This is a genomic window from Curtobacterium sp. VKM Ac-2865 (genome assembly GCF_015350905.1).
Taxonomy (GTDB): Bacteria; Actinomycetota; Actinomycetes; order Actinomycetales; family Microbacteriaceae; genus Curtobacterium.
In genome coordinates this window covers 164,598-182,007 of the sequence record NZ_JADKRZ010000006.1, presented here as the reverse complement: position 1 = coordinate 182,007, position 17,410 = coordinate 164,598, and the positions used below count along the sequence as shown (strand labels likewise).

At 70.3% G+C, this 17,410-nt stretch carries 22 protein-coding genes and 1 riboswitch; of the genes, 12 read left to right on the top strand and 10 right to left on the bottom strand.

Annotated features, from left to right (window positions below):
• Positions 1–149 precede the first annotated feature (149 nt).
• From ITJ54_RS15105 to gcvT, 4 genes are all read right to left on the bottom strand, one after another.
• Positions 150–1,793 (bottom strand): peptide ABC transporter substrate-binding protein, encoded by a 1,644-nt coding sequence (locus tag ITJ54_RS15105; protein WP_194629642.1) that lies wholly within the window; start codon positions 1,791–1,793, stop codon positions 150–152.
• A 372-nt stretch (positions 1,794–2,165) separates the two neighbouring features.
• Positions 2,166–5,093, bottom strand: coding sequence for an aminomethyl-transferring glycine dehydrogenase (gene gcvP, locus ITJ54_RS15100; RefSeq protein ID WP_194629639.1), 2,928 nt, complete (start codon positions 5,091–5,093; stop codon positions 2,166–2,168).
• Positions 5,090–5,467 carry a glycine cleavage system protein GcvH gene (gene gcvH, locus ITJ54_RS15095; protein ID WP_071272241.1) on the bottom strand — a complete coding sequence of 126 codons (378 nt, stop codon included), beginning with the start codon at positions 5,465–5,467 and terminating at the stop codon, positions 5,090–5,092. Before gcvH ends, gcvP begins: the two co-directional genes overlap by 4 nt.
• Positions 5,468–5,471: 4 nt before the next feature.
• Complete coding sequence (gcvT, locus tag ITJ54_RS15090; RefSeq protein WP_194629887.1) at positions 5,472–6,590, bottom strand: glycine cleavage system aminomethyltransferase GcvT; 1,119 nt, start codon at positions 6,588–6,590, stop codon at positions 5,472–5,474.
• Between the two features lie 70 nt (positions 6,591–6,660).
• Positions 6,661–6,784: riboswitch (glycine riboswitch) on the bottom strand.
• A gap of 203 nt (positions 6,785–6,987) precedes the next feature.
• Here gcvT and ITJ54_RS15085 point away from each other — a divergent pair.
• From ITJ54_RS15085 to ITJ54_RS15070, 4 genes are all read left to right on the top strand, one after another.
• Positions 6,988–7,362: a BlaI/MecI/CopY family transcriptional regulator gene (locus ITJ54_RS15085; protein ID WP_194629637.1), complete on the top strand. Its 375-nt coding sequence runs from the start codon at positions 6,988–6,990 to the stop codon at positions 7,360–7,362.
• A gap of 13 nt (positions 7,363–7,375) precedes the next feature.
• Entirely contained in the window at positions 7,376–8,113 is a 738-nt protein-coding gene (locus ITJ54_RS15080) for a M56 family metallopeptidase (protein WP_194629635.1), read from the top strand.
• Positions 8,114–8,202: 89 nt separating this feature from the next.
• Positions 8,203–8,685, top strand: a complete 483-nt coding sequence (locus ITJ54_RS15075; protein WP_194629633.1) for an FBP domain-containing protein — start codon at positions 8,203–8,205, stop codon at positions 8,683–8,685.
• Entirely contained in the window at positions 8,682–8,939 is a 258-nt protein-coding gene (locus ITJ54_RS15070; protein ID WP_194629631.1) for a hypothetical protein, read from the top strand. Before ITJ54_RS15075 ends, ITJ54_RS15070 begins: the two co-directional genes overlap by 4 nt.
• 63 nt (positions 8,940–9,002) lie before the next feature.
• Here the strand turns inward: ITJ54_RS15070 and ITJ54_RS15065 are convergent, their stop codons facing one another.
• Positions 9,003–9,884 (bottom strand): LysR substrate-binding domain-containing protein, encoded by an 882-nt coding sequence (locus ITJ54_RS15065; RefSeq protein WP_194629629.1) that lies wholly within the window; start codon positions 9,882–9,884, stop codon positions 9,003–9,005.
• Between the two features lie 68 nt (positions 9,885–9,952).
• On the opposite strand from ITJ54_RS15065, the gene ITJ54_RS15060 reads away from it, so the two are divergent.
• Together ITJ54_RS15060 and ITJ54_RS15055 are read left to right on the top strand one after the other, a co-directional pair.
• Positions 9,953–10,435 (top strand): GNAT family N-acetyltransferase, encoded by a 483-nt coding sequence (locus ITJ54_RS15060; protein WP_194629627.1) that lies wholly within the window; start codon positions 9,953–9,955, stop codon positions 10,433–10,435.
• Positions 10,436–10,495: 60 nt separating this feature from the next.
• The gene (locus ITJ54_RS15055) at positions 10,496–10,699 is read left to right on the top strand and encodes a hypothetical protein (RefSeq protein WP_194629625.1); all 204 of its coding nucleotides are present in this window, start codon (positions 10,496–10,498) and stop codon (positions 10,697–10,699) included.
• A gap of 3 nt (positions 10,700–10,702) precedes the next feature.
• On the opposite strand, the gene ITJ54_RS15050 is transcribed toward ITJ54_RS15055, so the two are convergent.
• Together ITJ54_RS15050 and ITJ54_RS15045 are read right to left on the bottom strand one after the other, a co-directional pair.
• Positions 10,703–11,080 carry a hypothetical protein gene (locus ITJ54_RS15050; RefSeq protein WP_194629624.1) on the bottom strand — a complete coding sequence of 126 codons (378 nt, stop codon included), beginning with the start codon at positions 11,078–11,080 and terminating at the stop codon, positions 10,703–10,705.
• Between the two features lie 394 nt (positions 11,081–11,474).
• Positions 11,475–12,662, bottom strand: coding sequence for a MalY/PatB family protein (locus ITJ54_RS15045; RefSeq protein WP_194629623.1), 1,188 nt, complete (start codon positions 12,660–12,662; stop codon positions 11,475–11,477).
• 111 nt (positions 12,663–12,773) lie between these two features.
• Here ITJ54_RS15045 and ITJ54_RS15040 point away from each other — a divergent pair, with 111 nt between their 5' ends.
• Together ITJ54_RS15040 and ITJ54_RS15035 are read left to right on the top strand one after the other, a co-directional pair.
• Positions 12,774–13,550, top strand: a complete 777-nt coding sequence (locus tag ITJ54_RS15040) for an isocitrate lyase/PEP mutase family protein (RefSeq protein ID WP_194629622.1) — start codon at positions 12,774–12,776, stop codon at positions 13,548–13,550.
• Between the two features lie 340 nt (positions 13,551–13,890).
• The gene (locus ITJ54_RS15035; protein ID WP_071272205.1) at positions 13,891–14,178 is read left to right on the top strand and encodes a hypothetical protein; all 288 of its coding nucleotides are present in this window, start codon (positions 13,891–13,893) and stop codon (positions 14,176–14,178) included.
• Between the two features lie 109 nt (positions 14,179–14,287).
• On the opposite strand, the gene ITJ54_RS15030 is transcribed toward ITJ54_RS15035, so the two are convergent.
• Positions 14,288–14,629 carry a hypothetical protein gene (locus tag ITJ54_RS15030; RefSeq protein ID WP_194629621.1) on the bottom strand — a complete coding sequence of 114 codons (342 nt, stop codon included), beginning with the start codon at positions 14,627–14,629 and terminating at the stop codon, positions 14,288–14,290.
• Positions 14,630–14,738: 109 nt separating this feature from the next.
• Here ITJ54_RS15030 and ITJ54_RS15025 point away from each other — a divergent pair, with 109 nt between their 5' ends.
• Entirely contained in the window at positions 14,739–15,203 is a 465-nt protein-coding gene (locus ITJ54_RS15025; protein WP_194629620.1) for a helix-turn-helix domain-containing protein, read from the top strand.
• Positions 15,200–15,580, top strand: coding sequence for a HepT-like ribonuclease domain-containing protein (locus tag ITJ54_RS18380; RefSeq protein WP_194629619.1), 381 nt, complete (start codon positions 15,200–15,202; stop codon positions 15,578–15,580). The genes ITJ54_RS15025 and ITJ54_RS18380 overlap by 4 nt, the downstream gene beginning before the upstream one ends.
• Here ITJ54_RS18380 and ITJ54_RS15015 read toward each other — a convergent pair.
• Positions 15,534–15,842, bottom strand: coding sequence for a helix-turn-helix transcriptional regulator (locus ITJ54_RS15015; protein ID WP_228509487.1), 309 nt, complete (start codon positions 15,840–15,842; stop codon positions 15,534–15,536). The two genes, ITJ54_RS18380 and ITJ54_RS15015, sit on opposite strands and share 47 nt — an antisense overlap.
• Before the next feature lie 33 nt (positions 15,843–15,875).
• Between ITJ54_RS15015 and map the strand changes: the two genes are divergently transcribed.
• Positions 15,876–16,643 (top strand): type I methionyl aminopeptidase, encoded by a 768-nt coding sequence (gene map / locus ITJ54_RS15010; RefSeq protein ID WP_194629617.1) that lies wholly within the window; start codon positions 15,876–15,878, stop codon positions 16,641–16,643.
• 31 nt (positions 16,644–16,674) lie between these two features.
• On the opposite strand, the gene ITJ54_RS15005 is transcribed toward map, so the two are convergent.
• Positions 16,675–17,136 (bottom strand): phage tail protein, encoded by a 462-nt coding sequence (locus ITJ54_RS15005; RefSeq protein ID WP_194629616.1) that lies wholly within the window; start codon positions 17,134–17,136, stop codon positions 16,675–16,677.
• Positions 17,137–17,196: 60 nt separating this feature from the next.
• On the opposite strand from ITJ54_RS15005, the gene ITJ54_RS15000 reads away from it, so the two are divergent.
• On the top strand, positions 17,197–17,406 hold the full coding sequence (locus ITJ54_RS15000) for a hypothetical protein (RefSeq protein ID WP_194629615.1): 210 nt from the start codon (positions 17,197–17,199) through the stop codon (positions 17,404–17,406).
• Positions 17,407–17,410 lie beyond the last annotated feature (4 nt).

Sequence of the window (17,410 nt, the reverse complement as noted above, 5' to 3'; positions counted from 1 at the left end):
CGCCCGCGGTGTGGGGGAAGGTGTTGCCGCCGAGGTACGGGGGCTCGGGGACCGTGGTCCCCGAACCCCCGTCCGGTGGTCGCGAGGCAGGATATACCTGCCGGCGGTGGGTCGTCAGCGAAGACCCTGGGTCACGTTGGTGACCGGTGTTACTTCTTCTTGACCTCGATGTTGTAGTACTGCGGCACCGAGTCCCAGCCGAACTTGACGTTCGTCACGTTGTCGGCAGACCAGACACCGGTCACGTTGGAGTACCAGAGCGGGATCTCGGGCAGGTCCTTGAGCAGGAGCTCCTGGGCCTGGTCGAAGATCTTGTTGCCGGCCTCGACGTTCTCGGCGGACTGACCCTGCTTGAGCAGCGAGTTGTACTCGGCCGAGTCGTAGCGCGAGTAGTTGTTCGACGAACCGTCGCCCATGGTCGGGCCGAGGAAGTTGTACAGCGACGGATAGTCGGCCTGCCAACCGGTGCGGCTTCCGCCCTTGAGCTTGTCGCCCGTCTGCAGGTCCAGGGCTTCCTGGAACGTCGGGATCGCGTTGCCCTCGGCCTTGATGCCCAGCGTGTTCGAGATGCTGTTCGTGACCGCGGTCACCCAGGCCTCGTGGCCACCGTCAGCGTTGTACGTGATGGTGAGGGTGTCGTTGTAGGGCGAGATGTCGTTGGCCTGGGCCCACAGCTTCTTCGCCTCGGACTTGTCGTACTGCAGGACGTCCGAGCCCTTGAGGTCGCCGGTCCAGCCAGCGATCACCGGGGAGGTGAAGTCCTTGGCCGGGGTGCGCGTGCCGTCGAAGATCTTGTTCGTGATCTGCTTGCGGTTGATCGACAGCGAGATCGCCTCGCGACGCAGCTTGCCCTCTTCACCCTTCCAGTGGTCGAGGTAGTAGGGCAGGTAGATCGCCTGGAAGATGGCGGCCGGCTGGTTGACGTTCGAGTCGGGGAAGTCCGACTTGTACGTCTGGAAGGCGCTGTCCGGCACGGCGTCGAGGACGTCGAGGTTGCCGCCCTGGGCGTCGGAGTACGCGGTTGCCTGGGAGGTGTAGAACGTGATCGTCAGACCACCGTTCTTCGGCTTGCGCTTGCCCTCGTAGTCCTTGTTCGTGACGAGCTTGATGTTCTGGTTGTGCGTCCAGGCCGTCTTGCTCGCGAGCTTGTACGGACCGTTGCCGATCGGGTTCTCACCGAACGCCTTGGTGTCGTCGTAGAAGACCGACGGCAGCGGCACGAAGGCCGAGTAGCCGAGCGAGAGCGGGAAGTCCGACTGCGCCGCCTTGAGCGTCACGGTGAACTCGTCGTCGCTCTTGACCTTGAGGCCCGTGAGCTCGGCGTCCTTGTCGGCGTCGAAGCCCTCGATGTTCTCGAAGAAGTAGCTCGCGCCCTGGGCGTTCGACTTCTGCGCCGCCCAGTTCCACGCCTTCGTGAAGGACTCGGCGGTGATCTTCTCGCCGTTGGTGAAGGTCCAGCCCGTGTTGAGCTTGATGTCGAACGTCTTCGAGTCGTCGGTGGTGATGCTCTTCGCGACCTCGTTCACCGGCTTGCCGTCGGCGTCGTAGGAGCGGAGTCCCTCGAAGATCGAGTTGATGATCTTGCCACCACCGGTCTCGGTGGAGTTCGAGGGGATGAGCGGGTTCTGGGGCTCACTGCCGTTGGTGGTGACGATGCCGGCCGAGTCCGAGGACCCGGAGTCGGAGCCACCGCCGTTGCCGGAGCCACCGCCGTTGCTGGAGCATCCGGCCAGGGCGATTGCTGTGGCCCCGAGCACGGCGAGGGCTGCGAGCCCAGCGCGCTTCTTGATCAAGAGTTCCTCCTGGTGCATGGGACGCGCCGGGCACAGAGGTGTCGCCAGGCACGTTTGACATCTGCACTGTAGGCAGTGCGCTGAGGACCCACCAAATGCTGGAACGAACGGTTACACGCTGGTAACCAACTTGCATGATCGTTGCGAACGTGTGCAAGATGTGCGCGTTTCACGGTACAACATGCCGGTTCGTTGCGTCTGCATCGTTCTCACCGCATGTCCAGGGTGGACGGCCGGGGCGGAGGGTGCGGGCAGCGATCCACCAGCCCCCACGCAGACGACGACGGCCCGGAGCCGTGGGGCTCCGGGCCGTCGTCGTCGTGCAGGTGCGCAGGTGCGCAGGTGCGCAGCCGTGCAGGTGTCAGCGCAGGATCACGCGAAGGCCTCGATCGGCGGGCAGGCACACACCAGGTTGCGGTCCCCGTACGCCTGGTCGATGCGGCGCACCGGCGGCCAGTACTTCTTCTCCGCCATGCCCGGCAGCGGGTAGACGGCCTGCTCCCGCGTGTAGGCGTGCTCCCACTCCCCCGAGATCACGGAGGAGGCGGTGTGCGGCGCCCCGACGAGCGGGTTGTCGTCAGCGGGCCACTCGCCCCGCTGGACGGCGTCGGCCTCGGCACGGATCGCGAGCATGGCGTCGACGAAGCGGTCGAGCTCGGCCAGGTCCTCGCTCTCCGTCGGCTCGACCATGAGCGTGCCCGCGACGGGGAACGACATGGTCGGGGCGTGGAAGCCGTAGTCGACCAGGCGCTTGGCGACGTCGTCCACGGTGATGCCCGTGGCGTCGCGGAGGGGTCGGAGGTCGAGGATGCACTCGTGCGCGACCAGGCCGGACTCGCCCGTGTAGAGCACCGGGAAGGCGTCACGGAGTCGTGCCGCGATGTAGTTCGCCCCGAGGACCGCCACCTCGGTCGCCCGGGTGAGCCCCTCGACGCCCATCATGCGGACGTACGACCACGTGATCGGCAGGATGCTCGGGCTGCCGTACGGCGCTGCCGACACGGGGCCGCCAGCGTGCGCCAGCCGGTCCTCCGACGACGCGACGGACGCGCCGGTACGCCGGTCCTGCTGTTGGGCCATCGGGTGACCGGGCAGGAACGCCGCCAGGTGCGCCTTCGCCGCGACGGGGCCCACGCCGGGCCCACCGCCGCCGTGCGGGATGCAGAAGGTCTTGTGCAGGTTCAGGTGCGAGACGTCGCCGCCGAAGTCGCCGAAGCGGGCGTGCCCGAGCAGCGCGTTGAGGTTGGCGCCGTCGACGTAGACCTGGCCGCCGGCGTCGTGCACGGCGTCGCAGATGTCGCGGATGTCGTGCTCGTAGACGCCGTGGGTGGACGGGTACGTGATCATCAGCGCCGCGAGGGTGTCGGCGTGCTCGGCCGTCTTCGCGCGGAGGTCGTCGAGGTCGACGTTGCCGTTCTCGTCGCACGCGACGACGACGACGCGCATGCCGGCGAGGACCGCCGACGCCGCGTTCGTGCCGTGCGCGCTGGACGGGATCAGGCAGACCGTGCGGGCGTCGTCGCCGTGGGACCGGTGGTACCCGCGGATCGCGAGCAGCCCGGCGAGCTCGCCCTGGCTGCCGGCGTTCGGCTGCATGGAGACGGCGTCGTACCCGGTGACCTCGGCCAGCCAGGTCTCGAGGTCGTTGATCATGCCGAGGTAGCCCTCGACGTCGGAGCGCGGCGCGAACGGGTGGACGTTCGCGAACTCCGGCCACGTGACGGCGGCCATCTCGGTGGCGGCGTTGAGCTTCATCGTGCAGCTGCCGAGCGGGATCATGCCGCGGTCGAGCGCGTAGTCCTTGTCGGCGAGGTGCTTGAGGTAGCGCATCATCCGGGTCTCGCTGCGGTACGAGCTGAACACCGGGTGCGTCAGGTACTCGCTCGCGCGAGCAAGACCGGACGGGAGGCTCGTGGCGGCGTCCCGCACGGCCGTCTCGACGGCGCGCTGGTCCGGCCCGGCACCACCGGCCAGGACGTCGGCGAGCACGCGGACGTCGTCGGCCGTGGTGGTCTCGTCGACCGCCACGGAGACGGTGTCCTCGTCCACCTGGTGCAGCAGGTACCCGCGCTCGGCGGCTGCGGCCACGATTGCCTCGGCGCCACCGGCACGGCGGAGCGCGACGGTGTCGAAGAAGGCGTCGTGCAGGACCTCGACCCCGGCGGTGCGGGCGGCGTCGGCGAGCGCCGTGGCCGTCCGGGCGACGCGGTTCGCGATGAAGCGCAGGCCTTCTGGTCCGTGGTAGACGGCGTACATCGAGGCCATCACGGCGAGCAGCACCTGCGCGGTGCAGATGTTCGAGGTCGCCTTCTCGCGGCGGATGTGCTGCTCGCGGGTCTGCAGGCTGAGGCGGTAGGCCATGCTGCCGGCGGCGTCGAACGACACCCCGACGAGCCGGCCGGGCAGCTGGCGCTCCAGGCCCGCGCGGACGGCGAGGTACCCGGCGTGCGGCCCCCCGAACCCGAGCGGGACGCCGAAGCGCTGGGACGTGCCGACGGCGACGTCCGCGCCGAGGTCACCCGGGCTGGCGAGCAGGGTCATCGCGAGCAGGTCGGCCGCGACGACGGCGATGCCGCCACCCGCGTGCACGCGCTCGATGGCGGCGCTCGGGTCGATGACACGGCCGGAGGCGCCCGGGTACTGCAGGACGATGCCGAAGGCCCCGTCGACCTCGTCGTCGGTCAGCTCGCGGGTCGGGTCGACGACGCGGAGGGTGATGCCGACGGCGTCCGACCGGTTCTCGAGCAGCGCCATGGTCTGCGGGAGGACGTCCTGGTCGACCAGGAACGCGTCGCCCTTGACCTTCGAGGCCCGGCGGGCGAGGAGCATGCCCTCGACCACGGCGGTGCCCTCGTCGAGCATCGACGCCCCGGCGGTGGCCATCCCCGTCAGGTCGGCGACCATCGTCTGGAAGTTGATGAGGGCCTCCAGGCGGCCCTGCGAGATCTCCGGCTGGTACGGCGTGTACGCCGTGTACCAGCTCGGGTTCTCGAGCACGTTGCGCTGGATCACCGCTGGCGTGTGCGTGCCGTGGTAGCCGAGGCCGATCATCGGTCGGCGGACGGTGTTCTGCGACGCGAGCGCGCGGAGCTCGGCGAGCGCCTCGGTCTCGCCGACGGCGGCCGGGATCGAGGACGAGGCGACGGGCTCGGCGTGGATCGACGCCGGGATCGCGGCACGGACGAGGGCGTCGAGCGACGGCTGGCCGACGGTCTCGAGCATGACGCGCTGGTCGGCCGCGGTGGTGCCGATGTGGCGGTCGGCGAACGTGGTCTGCAGGTTCTGGTCGTCGGTCGTCATGCGATGGACGCCCGGTACGTGTCGTGGTCCATCAAGTCCTCGGGGAAGGAGGTGCCCTCCACCTTGAGCTTCACGAGCCAGCCGGCGCCGAAGGGGTCCTGGTTGACGGTGTCGGGGGCGGCGACGACGGCCTCGTTGACCTCGACGACCTCGCCCTCGATCGGGGCGAACAGCTCCCCGACGCTCTTGGTGGACTCGATCTCCCCGATCTGGTGCCCGGCGGTGGCCGTGGTGCCGACGGCGGGCAGTTCGACGAAGACGACGTCACCGAGCTGCTCGGCGGCGTGGTCCGTGATGCCGACGGTGACGACGTCGCCCTCGACGAGGAGCCACTCGTGGTCCTTGGTGTACTGCAGTGCGGTCTGGTCGGTCATGGCCTCAGCCTTTCGATGCGCGGCGGTAGAAGGGGAACGCGGAGACCGTTGCGGGGATGGCCGTACCGCGGACGTCGATGTGGAGGACTTGTCCCCCGGCTGCGGCGGACGGCGCGACGAACGCCATCGCGACCGGGTGGCCGAGGGTCGGGGAGAGTGCGCCGGAGGTGACGGTGCCGACGACGACCCCGTCGTGCAGGACCGAGTAGCCGGCGCGAGCGGCGCGGCGGCCCTCCATCACGAGGCCGACGAGCACGGGTGCGTCGTCGGCCGGCTGCACGCCGGACGACCCGACGAAGGTGCCGTCCGCGGCGACGACACGACCGAGTCCGGCCTGGGCGGGACGGGTGTCGACGTTCAGCTCGTGGCCGTAGAGGGGCATGCCGGCCTCGAGCCGCAGGGTGTCCCTGGCGGCGAGTCCGGCGGGCACGACCCCGCGGGACGCCCCCGCCTCGAGCAGGGCGTCCCAGATCACCGGCGCGATCTCGGGGTCGCTGTAGATCTCGAAGCCGTCCTCGCCGGTGTAGCCGGTGCGGGCGATGAGCACCTCGGCGTCGTCGAACGTGGCGTGCAGGACCCGGTAGTAGCGGAGCTCGTCGAGCGGGGTCTCCGGCTGCAGGCGGTCCTCGACGACGAGGGCGTCGAGCGTGCCGGCCGCGGCGGGGCCCTGGATCGCGACGAGCGCCGTCGTGTCGGAGTCGTCGGTGACCACGACGTCGAAGCCCGCGGCGCGGTCCTGCAGCGCGTCGACGGCGACCTCGCGGTTCGCGGCGTTCGCGACCACGAGGTACGAGTCCTCGGCCACCCGGTAGACGACCAGGTCGTCGAGGATCCCGCCGTGCTCGGCGAGCAGGAGCGAGTACTTCGCACGTCCGACGGTCATCGCCCCGAAGGCACCGGCGAGCGCGTGGTCGAGGAAGGTGACCGAGCCGGGCCCGGAGACGCCGATCTCGGCCATGTGCGACAGGTCGAACACCCCGGCCGCCTGGCGCACGGCGTGGTGCTCGGCGAGGTCGGACGAGTAGCGCACGGGCATGCGGTACCCGGCGAAGTCGGTGAACGAGGCACCGGCGGCCACGTGTGCCGCGTCGAGCGGGGACGAGCGCAGGTCGGACAGGGACATGGCGGAGTTCTCCTGGCATGGGCCGGGCCCGACGGACGTCGGGCGGCACCCGACGACGATCGCCGGGTGGAACTCCCCCTCTGTCATGTGCCTGAGAGTTTCACCGCGGCCCGTGAGGTCCGGCGGCTTTCACCGTGGGCGAGACGTCCGGACCCGGTGGGTCACGGGAGCGTCTGCTTTTCAGAGTGGCCTGTCCGCTGCGGTGTTGGACCTGAGAGATTGACGGGGAGGATGCTCCTTCGGTGTCGCGCGTCCGCCGGTGTGAACGGCAGGGCGGGCGACGTCTCCCGCGGCGGGTGGTCGGCCTCGGTGTTCAGTTGTCCGTCGCGAGCATACCGACCCCGCGTTACGGGCATGTGACGCGCACGGGGCCTTCGACATCTCGTAGAGTGCTCGGGTGGCAGGACAACGACAGCGCCCCCGTGGGCAGCTCGAGCAGGCGGTGCTGGACACCCTCTGGTCGGCCGACGGCGCGATGACCGCCCGCCAGGTGCTCGACGCCGTGCCCGAGCCCCGGCCCGCACTGACGACCGTGCTCACCGTGCTCGACCGCCTCGGCCGCAAGGGGGCCGTGGAACGGGAGCAGCGCTCGGACGCGCCGTTGGCCTTCCGCGCCACGAACAGCCGCGACGAGCAGACCGCGTCCATGATGTCGACCGCCCTCGCCGCCGCCTCCGACCGCGAGGCCGCCCTGCTGCAGTTCACGGGGTCCCTCGCCTCGGACGACCTCGACGTCCTCCGACGCGCACTCGACGCCCGCGCCCGCTCCTGACGGACCCCCGCCCGTGGTCGTGACCGGTGTCGTCCTCGTCGTGCTGGCACTCGCGGTCGTCGTCGTGGCACCGCGCGTCCTGACCCGCTCCGCGTGGACGATCGACCGGCCCCGCACCGCCTTGGTCGCGTGGTCGGTCGCCGTGCTGCTGGGGGCGCTCGGCTTCGTCGTCGGCATCGCGCTCGTGGTGCTCGCGAACCGGCCGATCACCGACCCGTTCGGCCTCGCCGACTCCCCCACCCGCGGGCTCAACGTCGGGGTCGCCGTGCTCGCGGTCATCGCCTTCGTCATCGCCGTCCGGGTCCGGCCCGGCGCGGAACACCGGGCCGTCCGCGAGGCCATGCGCTCCGGCGCCGCCCCACACCGCGAGATCGACGGCACCATCGTCGCCGTCGTCGAGGCCGACCACGCCCTCGCCTGCGCGGTCCCGGGCCGCAGCGGCGGGGTCCTCGTGAGCACCGGCCTGGCCGACCGGCTCCGCACCGACGAGCTGGAGGCCGTGGTCGCCCACGAACGCGCCCACCTGCGACAGCGTCACGCGGCAGCCGTCGCGGTCGCGGAGTCCATCGAACGCGCCGTCCCGTGGATCCCCGGCGCGCGCGCCATGGCGCGCTCGACGCGCGTCCTCGTCGAGTTCGCCGCCGACGACGCAGCCGCCCGCCGCACCGGACGCGACGCGGTGCGCCGGGCCGTCCTGGTGGCGGACGCGACGAGCGCGCTCGCGGCGATCCGAGCCTCCAGGCTGTCCTGAACCGGACCCGCCGGACGGGAGGCCCTGGCTCGGTCCGGACGTCGGTGGCCGGGCGTACTGTGGTCGAGTCCACAGCCTGAAGGGGGACCGTGCAGCCGCTCACCGAAGCCGACATCCGATCGTCGTTCGTCAACGCCACGCCCGAGGAACTCGCCCAGCTCCCGATCCCGGGACTGCACGAGATGCTCTGGAACGAACGCGAGTTCCTGGGCTGGCGCGACCCGCAGGCCGCGCGTCGGGGCTACATCGTCTCGTGGATCGATGGCCGCGCCGTGGGCATCGTCGTGCGCTCCGCAGGCGGGTCGCTCCGCCCCGGGATCGCCGCGATGTGCTCGTTCTGCCACTCGCCGCAGCCGGCCACGCAGGTGCGCCTGTTCTCGGCTGCCCGCGCGGGTGAAGCCGGCCGGAACGGCAACACCATCGGCACCTACATCTGCGAGGACCTCGGCTGCCCGCTGCTCATCCGCATCGCGCCGCCGCACCTGAACCCACCGGCGACCATCCGGACGCGTGGAGAGGCCCTGCTGCAGCGCATGCAGAACTTCACGGCGGACATCCTCAAGACCGCGTGACCGGACGGTTCGCCACCGCGCGGTGGGCGGTCGTGTCCGAGCAGGGTGACGGACGGTGGCGGTTGTCGGTGCACGACGAGGCCGACGACGAACTCGGCGCACTCGGCCTCGGGGTCGAAGGCGCATGGGACCCGGACGTCGAACCGCACGTGGCGTTCGTGCTCGTGCAGCTCGGGTTGACGCTGCGCGGGTCAGACCCATGGCGCGAGGACGAGCTCGGCGACCAGCGGGCGCCGGTGCTGCCGCTGGGGTGAGGGCTGTGCTGGTGCGGCGGTGCTGGGTGCTGCGGTGCTGGGCCCGCGGTTCTGGGGCGGGCGTCAGTCGGTCGCGGCCATGAAGTTGCGCAGCACCTCGCGGTCGTCGTCTGCCCGTGATGCCCAGCACAGTTCACTGCGGTGGTCCCCCGTGACCGGCAGCAGGACGACCGTGTCCGGCGCCGCGAGCGTCGCACTCGCCGGGGCCACCGTCACGCCCAGCCCGACGCCGACCAGGTGCAGGACGGTCGCCCACGTGGTCGCCTCCTGCACGACGACCGGGCGCCGACCGTCCGACACGACGGGGGCTAGGTTGCGCTCGGTCGCGACGGCACCGGCCTCGGGCGGGAAGAACACGAACGGGTCGTCGAGGAGCTCTGACCCGGCGATCTCCGTCCGCTCGGCGAAGCGGTGTGTCCGGGGCACCGCGGCGACGAACGGCTCGCTCCGGAACAGCGTGGTGCGGAGGCCCTCGGTCGGGTCGGGGTCCCGCACGATCGCCAGGTCGAGCTCACCGCGGACGATGCGGGCGAGCAGCCTGGACGTGTAGCCCTCGGTGAGTTCGACGCGGACGAGCGGGTGGCGCTCCCGGAAGCGCTGGACGCGTTCGATCGGGCCGAGCGGCAGCGCCGACACGACGAACCCGACGTCCAGCCGACCGACCTCGCCACGCCCCACCCGCACCGTCTCGTCGAGGTCCCGGGCGGCCTGGGCCAGGAGCGACCGGGCACGGCCGTGCAGCACGCGTCCGGCCGGGGTCAACGCGACGCTCCGCGACGTCCGGACGAACAAGTCGACGCCGAGCGCCCGCTCCGTCCGGCGGATCTGCTGCGACAGCGCCGGCTGGGCCATGTGCAACGCCGTGGCTGCCCGACCGAAGTGCAGCTCGTCGGCGACCGCCAAGAACGCACGGAGCTGTCGCAGGTCGACGTCGAGGTGATCCATGCACCAAGCGTATCGATCAGCGCGAACGAGTATTGGACGTGACTTCCTCAGCGGCCGAGGATGAGTGCATGCCCGACACCGTCTCCGTCATCATCGACGACCTCAGGACCCCCGCCGACGCCGACGCGTTCCGCACGCTCAACGAGGCCTGGATCACCCGGTTCTTCACGCTCGAGGATGCAGACCGCGCGATCCTCGGCGACCCGGCCGGCCGCATCATCGAGCCCGGCGGGGCGGTGTTCGTCGCGCGGCTCGGCGACGAGGTGGTCGGCTGCGTGGGGATCGCGCCCGAGGGCGAGGGCGTGTTCGACCTCGTCAAGATGGCCGTCTCCCCCGACCACCAGGGGCACGGCACCGGCCGTCGGCTCATCCGTGCGGCGATCGACCGGGCACGCGCGCTCGGAGCACAGCGCATCACCCTCGAGACGAACTCCGCGCTCGCCAGTGCCGTGCACCTCTACGAGACGTCGGGCTTCCGGCACCTGACCGACGAGGAACGGCACCCGAGCCCCTACGTACGGGCCGACGTCGCGATGGTGCTCGACCTCTGAGGCCGGCGTCGGGCGTCACGACGGGCTCGGGCCCGGGCCCGGCGTTGCTACGCTCGCCGCATGACGACGCACGAGGTCCAGGCCGTCCGCGAACAGGGCATGTGGCAGGTGTTCATCGACGGGTTCCTCGTCACCGAGGTCTCGCGGTGGTCGTCCGTCGGGTTCGCCGCCCGGCAGTGGGTGTCGCGCACCGACGAGGTGCCCGCCAGCGAGGTCGACCTGCACGTCCGCGTCCTCGGTCGGAACCACTACATCGACGGCTGAGCCTCACCGTCCCGCGGCCACCAGCTGCTGCGCCCGCTGATGGGACACGTGGAGCAACGGACCGATCTCCCGCACCGTCATGCCGGAGTCATGCAGCACGACAGCGGCTGCCACCGTCTCCTTCGTCGCTGCTGCTCGTGCGCGTTCCGACTCCTCGCGAAGCACCGCGGCGCGGTCGAGGTGCGCCTGCGCGGTCTTCGGCATGACCACCTCGACGTCGAGGTCGAACGTGTCCGGCTCACGCTCGTGCATCAGCGAGAGCCAGTCACGCGCCATCAGCTCGATGTCACGGACACGCTTCGCCTGCGTGCGCGGATCGCCGTCGATCCAGATCACCCAGTACTGCTTGCTGCGCTCGGCCCGCACGACGTGTCGGCTCATCTCCGCTCATCTCCTTCTCGTTCGCAGTCGCGGAGGATCCAGCGAGCAGTCCGCTCGTCGATCTCGCGGTGCCGCGGAACGACGACGGTCAGCTGACCGAACCGGTACACGTCATGCCGTCCCCCGTGCCGCCACAACACGAACTCGACACCCTGTCGCCGTGCCAGTTGGACCAACTCGCCGATCAGCGCTCTCCGCTTCACGGTAGATGCCCAACCTGCAATTGGCAAGACTGTCTACTCGTACTAGTCAGACAGGTGTGGCGTTGCATGCCTCGACAATGGCCGAGGCAGGGACGTCGACGACGTCCTGGTGCAGGTCGGTGGACGGAGCGTGGTCAGCCAGTGTCTGTGGAGGACCGAGCAGCGGCCAGCGGTCTGCAGGACAGGGCGCGTCAGGCCACGTGCCAGACCACACCCTCCTGCGCGCTCGACGGGTAGGCCGCAGCGATCCGCAGCACCGCCTCGCGCAGGGTGTCCGGCGAGCACGCCAGGTTGATGCGTGCGAAGCCCCGGCCCTCGGTGCCGAAGGGCAGCCCGGAGTTCAAGGCGACGAACGCGTGCTCACGGAGCTGGACGGCCGGGTCGTCCCCGAGACCGAGCCCGCGGAAGTCCAGCCACGCCAGGTAGCCAGCACGCGGCCGGGCGTAGACGACCCCGGGCAGATGTTCGGCCAGCAGCTTCGCGAGCAGCCGGTCGTTGGCGACGATCCGGTCGATGACGTCGTCGAGCCACCCGACCGCCAGCGTGAACGCGGCGAGGTTCGCGTGCAGGCCGAGGATGCTCGTCCGACAGGCGACCTCCTCCCACAACGTGTCGAGGAGCTGGGCGGTCCGAGCGTCCCCGGCGACGATGACCGAGCACTTCACGCCCGCGAGGTTCCACCCCTTGCTCGCCGACGTCACGCACACGCTCCGCGCACCGAGCGGTTCGGCGATCGCGGCGAACGGGGTGAACTGCACGCCCGGGTGGGTGAGCGGGGCGTGGATCTCGTCGCTGATGACGAGCACGTCGTACCGGGCGGCCAGCGCCGCGAGAGCCTGGAGGTCGGCGCGGTCGTGCACGAGCCCGACGGGGTTGTGCGGGTTGCAGAGCAGGAAGACGCGGACGCCGTCGGCGAAGGCCCGCTCGAGGCCGTCGAGGTCGAGCCGGTACACACCCCACCGCTCGGTGAGGGGGACCTCCTCGACCTGACATCGGGCTTCCTCGACGAGCTCGAAGAACGGCGGGTACACCGGCGGGGTGATCGCGACACGGCCACCGTCGGGCAGTGCGAGGCGCAGGGTCTCGACGATCCCCACGCTGACGTCGGTCGCCAGGTACACCCGGGCGGGGTCGACGTCCCAGTCCCAGCGCTCCCGGGCGAACTGCGCGAAGGCCGGTGCGAGCGGCCCGGGCCCGTCGAGGTACCCGAGGTCGGACTGCTGCACGCGCTCGACCAGCGCCTGCCGGATCTCGGGCGCCACCTCGTGGTCCATCTCGGCGACGAACAGGGGCAGCACGTCGGGCGCGTAGCGCGTCCACTTGATGCTCGTGCGGACCCCGCGGAGCGTGCCGACCGGGTCCTCCTCGTCGCTCGCCATGTCCCCAGGATGCACCGCCCTGGAGGCTCGGCGCGAGTCCGCGCGTCATCCCGCGTCGTCTTCCGGTCACGCTCCGGCCGGGGGCCGACCCGTCGGCCTACGCTCGATCGCATGAGCAGCAGCACCGCCGACAAGGCGCAGACACTGAAGTCCCTGCACGAAGCCCCCGAGATCCTCCGCGTCGTGAACGTGTGGGACGCGATCAGCGCGAAGACCGTGGCGGCCCTCCCCGAGACGACGGCCATCGCGACCGCCGGGCACTCGATCGCCGCCTCGTACGGGTACGACGACGGCGGCATGCCACTGGACCTCGCACTGCAGGGCGCCCGCATCGTGGCCGAGGCCGTCGACCTGCCGGTGACCGCGGACCTCGACGACGGCTACGAGGACCCGGCCGAGACCATCCGCCGTGCGATCGGCTTTGGGATCGTCGGCGCGAACGTCGAGGACCGCCTGCGTCCGTTCGACGAGGCCGTCGCCCGTGTCGCGGCGATCGTGCAGGCCGCCGAGCAGGAGGGTGTCGCCTTCCAGCTGAACGCCCGCACCGACGCCATCGCCAAGGGCGGGGACCGACCGATCGAGGAGAGCATCGCGGACGCCATCGCCCGCGGCAAGGCGTTCCTCGACGCCGGCGCACCGCTCGTCTTCGTCCCCGGCGCGATCCAGCGTGACGTCGTCGAGCAGCTCGTCGAGGGACTCGGCCGCGGCAAGCTCAGCGTCATCGGCCTGCCCGGGGCGCTCCCCGCAGCGGACTACGAAGCCCTCGGAGTCGCCCGCATCTCGTACGGTCCGCTCACGCAGCGCGTCGCGCTCCGCGCGCTCCGCGACCTGGCCACGGACCTCTACGGCGGTGGCGTCGTGCCGGAGGACACCCCGACGCTCAACTGACCCGATCGGAGGACTGGAGGCTCGTGGCAGCGCCGCCACGAGCTTCCAGTCCGTTCCTCCTCCTGTCGGAGGGTGGACATCTCGTCGAGCGTGCCGTACTGTGTGCTGTTGGTGCATTGCAGCGAACCCATCTGACTCGCTCACACCACCTCGTCTCGCACCGGCTCACCCGAGTCGCATTCCCACGAGACAACCGCTCGCCCGCACGTCCGATCACACGGACCAGGCCGAGCAGCACGTCGAATTCCGACGTGCGCGGACCCGCACCACGCGACCGATGCGACACCAGTCGTCCGTCGGACCGCACCGCGGGACGCCAGCAGCCCAGGAAGACAGCACCATGACCAGCAACGAACGCATCACCATCCTCGGGACCGCCATCGCGGCGCCCGCCATCTCCCCCGACCGCATCGCCGAGTTCCCCGTGCGCGACGCCGACACCCAGCGCGAGTACCTCGTGCGCGTGCCAGTCGACACGCTGGACCTCTTCGTCACCCCCGGCACCCGTGTCGAGGTCGACGGCGAAGCCGGCTGGACCGTCCCCGGTCGGTCCTGGCGCGGCGAAGCCAGCCGCACCATCCTCCAGGCGGTCACCATCCGCCGGTCGGAGCTCGCGCTCGCAGCCTGACCCGAGCCTCCCGTCCGGTCACTGACCAGACTCGTCCGGTCCTGCCGGACACGCGAAACGCCGCCGATTCCTCGGCGGCGTTTCGTCGTGACGGCCCGTGGCCGCGGTCCTAGACGGGCTGCGGGTCTTCGTTGACACCGGCGAAGGGCGTCCGGCCGTCCGCGTAGAGCGGCTGTTCCGGCCCGGCCTTCGCGGCGGCGTCGCGGAGTCGCCGGATGAAGCCGGGGTCCTCGAGGTCGAGTTCGTCGTCCGGGGCCTGGGTCAGCACGAGCTCGCTCGCCGGTCCGACCAGGACCGTCGACGTCTCGATCGCTCCGTCGGCACCGATGGTCGGGACGTGGACCGCGTCCGTACGCCCGTTCGCTCCGAGTACCGCCGCATAGTCAGCGAGCGCTTCGGCGATGCGATCGCCCGTCATGATGACGCTTCCGTCGTAGTTGATGTACTTCACGTTCCACCTCCGCTCTCGAAGGTAGGCACCGGGGGTGCACGTCCGCCCGGCAGGTGCGTTGGATGGATGAGGATGAGGCCGATATAGTCAGCCGCTATAGGAGGGCCGGATGCGCACAGAGCAAGCTGCGGAACTCATCCGTCGTGCCCGCCTGGACATCGGGATGTCGCAGGCCGACCTCGCCCGAGCCGCCGGCATGCAGCAGCCGACCATCTCCGCCTACGAGAGCGGACGCAAACAACCCCGGGCGGAGTCGCTCGAGCGCGTCCTCCGGGCCGCACGACTCCGGCCGAGCATCCCTCTCGCGCTCTACGCAGACTCGATCCGCGAAGCAGCCGCGCGGTTCCACCTGTCGAACGTGCGGGTGTTCGGGTCCGCCCTCCGCGGCGAGGACACCGAAGACAGTGACATCGATCTCCTCGTCTCCGTGACGGACTCGGCCTCGTTGTTCGATCTGGGCGGCTTCGCGCTGGCGGTCGAGGACATCACCAGCTTCGCCGTCGACCTGCTCACCGACGACCAGACGGACGACGAGCACTTCTCGCACGTCCGCGACCAGGCCGTTCCGTTGTGAGCGAGTCGTTCAGCCCGCGGCCGAGAGCTGGATCGAAGCCTGATGTTCCCACCGTTGACCGCTGGCCGGCGATCGAGGAGGGATTCCTGGATCTCCTCGCCGAGTGCGCTCAGATCGTCGACCTCGGTCGTGCGGCGTTCGTCGAGCAGCGCAGTCTGACGTACCGCGCCGCTGAAGCGGTCGTGATCCACTTCGACGACCTCCTCAGCCGCCTCCCTGACGACCGGGTCGCACGACTACCAGCGGGGTTGTCGCTTCCCGCTGTGCGTCGAACACGGAACATCTTGTCGCACGACTACCGGGCAGCGCGGAAGGACATCGTCTGGGACGTCATCGAGCAGCGGATCCCGCAGGTGATCGAAGCGGTGCTCGACTGACGTCATCGATCGCGGACGGAACGTCTCTGATCTCGGACCAGACCTCGTCGAGGGAGAGCCCGAGCACGCCGGCGATGGCGGCGATCGTCGGGAACGCGGGCGTCGCGACCCGCCCCGTCTCGATCTTGCGGAGCGTCTCCGGTGAAACGCCCGCGTCGAGCGCCGTCTCGAGCATCGACCGGTCCCCCCGCGCCCGACGGAGCAGTGCACCGAGTCGCTGGCCGCGTTCGATGTCGGCAGCAGTGAGGGGGAGACGGACCATGACACCGATACTAATACCGGTACAGTTGTCGGCATGATCGAGATCTTCACCCCGTCCGAACTCCCCCGCGCCCGAGCCGTCGGAGCCCTCGTCGGGTCGATGCTGCGCCGGCTGCAGGAGCGGACGACGGTGGGCACGAACCTGCTCGACATCGACCGGTGGACCGAGACGATGATCCGCGAAGCCGGCGCCGAGTCCTGCTACGTCGACTACGCGCCATCGTTCGGCCGCGGTCCCTTCGGGCACTTCATCTGCACCTCGGTCAACGACGCCGTCCTGCACGGGCTCCCCCACGACTACCGACTGCGGGACGGCGACCTGCTGACGCTCGACCTGGCCGTGACGCTCGACGGTGTCGTCGCGGACTCCGCGGTGAGCTTCGTCGTCGGGACCGCTGCCGCGCCCGAGGACCTGGCGATGATCGAGGTCACCGAGCGCGCCCTCGCCGCCGGCATCGCCGCCGCGGCGCCCGGCGCGAAGATCGGCGACCTGTCGCACGCGATCGGTTCGGTGCTGACCGAGGCCGGGTACCCGATCAACCTGCAGTTCGGCGGGCACGGGGTCGGGTCGACCATGCACGGCGACCCGCACATCGCGAACGACGGTCGCGCTGGCCGTGGCTACACCCTCCGACCCGGGCTGCTGCTCGCGCTGGAGCCCTGGGTGATGGCGGACACCGACGAGCTCGTGACCGACGACGACGGCTGGACACTCCGGAGCGCCACCGGAGCGCGCACGGCGCACAGCGAGCACACGATCGCGATCACCGAGGACGGCGCCGAGGTGTTGACGCTGCGCTGACGACCGGGCTGTGGCTCAGTCCGCCTGGACCTCAGTACTCGCCCTTGACGACGAAGTAGGACCCGCGGATCTCACCCGCCAGCTTCGACCGCTGGCGAGCGAACTTGAACGCCGACAGTTCCTCCGGCACGTCCATGCCGAGCGAGAGCTTGAAGCCGACGGCACGCTTGCCGCCCGGTTCGACGGCGTACATGACGTTGACCGCCAGGCCCGACTCGTAGAAGACGTAGGCCATGCGCAGGCCCTCGACTTCGAAGCCGCTGACCTCGAGGGGCGGTGACGCGATGTCGATGCCGCGCTCGTCGTGCAGGACCCGGGTCACGAGGTCGAGGACCTCGGGCGCTTCCTGCGGTGTGCTCGTGACGAAGACGTGCTCGTACTTGTTCTTGAAGTAGCGGGCCTCGTTTGCGCGGAGCCCGGCGAGCGCTGGGGCGACCGGGGACGTCTCGAGGCCGGTGGTCGAAACGTCAACGAAGTCGACCGTGTACGTCATGGCGTCACCGTAGCCCTGTCCGACCGGCTGCGGGAGGTGGAGGTCCAGTACCCTGAGGGCGTGCAGACGAACCGAGCGAACACGGCCACCGGGTGGACCGTCGTCTTGAACACCGTGCTCGCCGTCTGCGGGATCGCGCTGGTCGTCGGCAACGTCAACAGCCCCGACCACTTCATGCTGGTCTGCGGGATCGTGATGGCACTGTCCGGCGCGGTCAGCTTCGTGCTGAACCTCCGGACGTGGCGACGATCCCGGCAGTCGATGCGGTGAACTG

Excerpts from the sequence above, each read along its gene's own strand:
- gcvP (WP_194629639.1), bottom strand. The coding sequence starts at position 5,093 with ATGACGACCGACGACCAGAACCTGCAGACCACGTTCGCCGACCGCCAC.
- gcvH (WP_071272241.1), bottom strand. The coding sequence starts at position 5,467 with ATGACCGACCAGACCGCACTGCAGTACACCAAGGACCACGAGTGGCTC.
- gcvT (WP_194629887.1), bottom strand. The coding sequence starts at position 6,590 with ATGTCCCTGTCCGACCTGCGCTCGTCCCCGCTCGACGCGGCACACGTG.
- ITJ54_RS15065 (WP_194629629.1), bottom strand. The coding sequence starts at position 9,884 with ATGGATCACCTCGACGTCGACCTGCGACAGCTCCGTGCGTTCTTGGCG.
- ITJ54_RS15060 (WP_194629627.1), top strand. The coding sequence starts at position 9,953 with ATGCCCGACACCGTCTCCGTCATCATCGACGACCTCAGGACCCCCGCC.
- ITJ54_RS15055 (WP_194629625.1), top strand. The coding sequence starts at position 10,496 with ATGACGACGCACGAGGTCCAGGCCGTCCGCGAACAGGGCATGTGGCAG.
- ITJ54_RS15050 (WP_194629624.1), bottom strand. The coding sequence starts at position 11,080 with ATGAGCCGACACGTCGTGCGGGCCGAGCGCAGCAAGCAGTACTGGGTG.
- ITJ54_RS15045 (WP_194629623.1), bottom strand. The coding sequence starts at position 12,662 with ATGGCGAGCGACGAGGAGGACCCGGTCGGCACGCTCCGCGGGGTCCGC.
- ITJ54_RS15040 (WP_194629622.1), top strand. The coding sequence starts at position 12,774 with ATGAGCAGCAGCACCGCCGACAAGGCGCAGACACTGAAGTCCCTGCAC.
- ITJ54_RS15035 (WP_071272205.1), top strand. The coding sequence starts at position 13,891 with ATGACCAGCAACGAACGCATCACCATCCTCGGGACCGCCATCGCGGCG.
- ITJ54_RS15025 (WP_194629620.1), top strand. The coding sequence starts at position 14,739 with ATGCGCACAGAGCAAGCTGCGGAACTCATCCGTCGTGCCCGCCTGGAC.
- ITJ54_RS15015 (WP_228509487.1), bottom strand. The coding sequence starts at position 15,842 with ATGGTCCGTCTCCCCCTCACTGCTGCCGACATCGAACGCGGCCAGCGA.
- map (WP_194629617.1), top strand. The coding sequence starts at position 15,876 with ATGATCGAGATCTTCACCCCGTCCGAACTCCCCCGCGCCCGAGCCGTC.
- ITJ54_RS15005 (WP_194629616.1), bottom strand. The coding sequence starts at position 17,136 with ATGACGTACACGGTCGACTTCGTTGACGTTTCGACCACCGGCCTCGAG.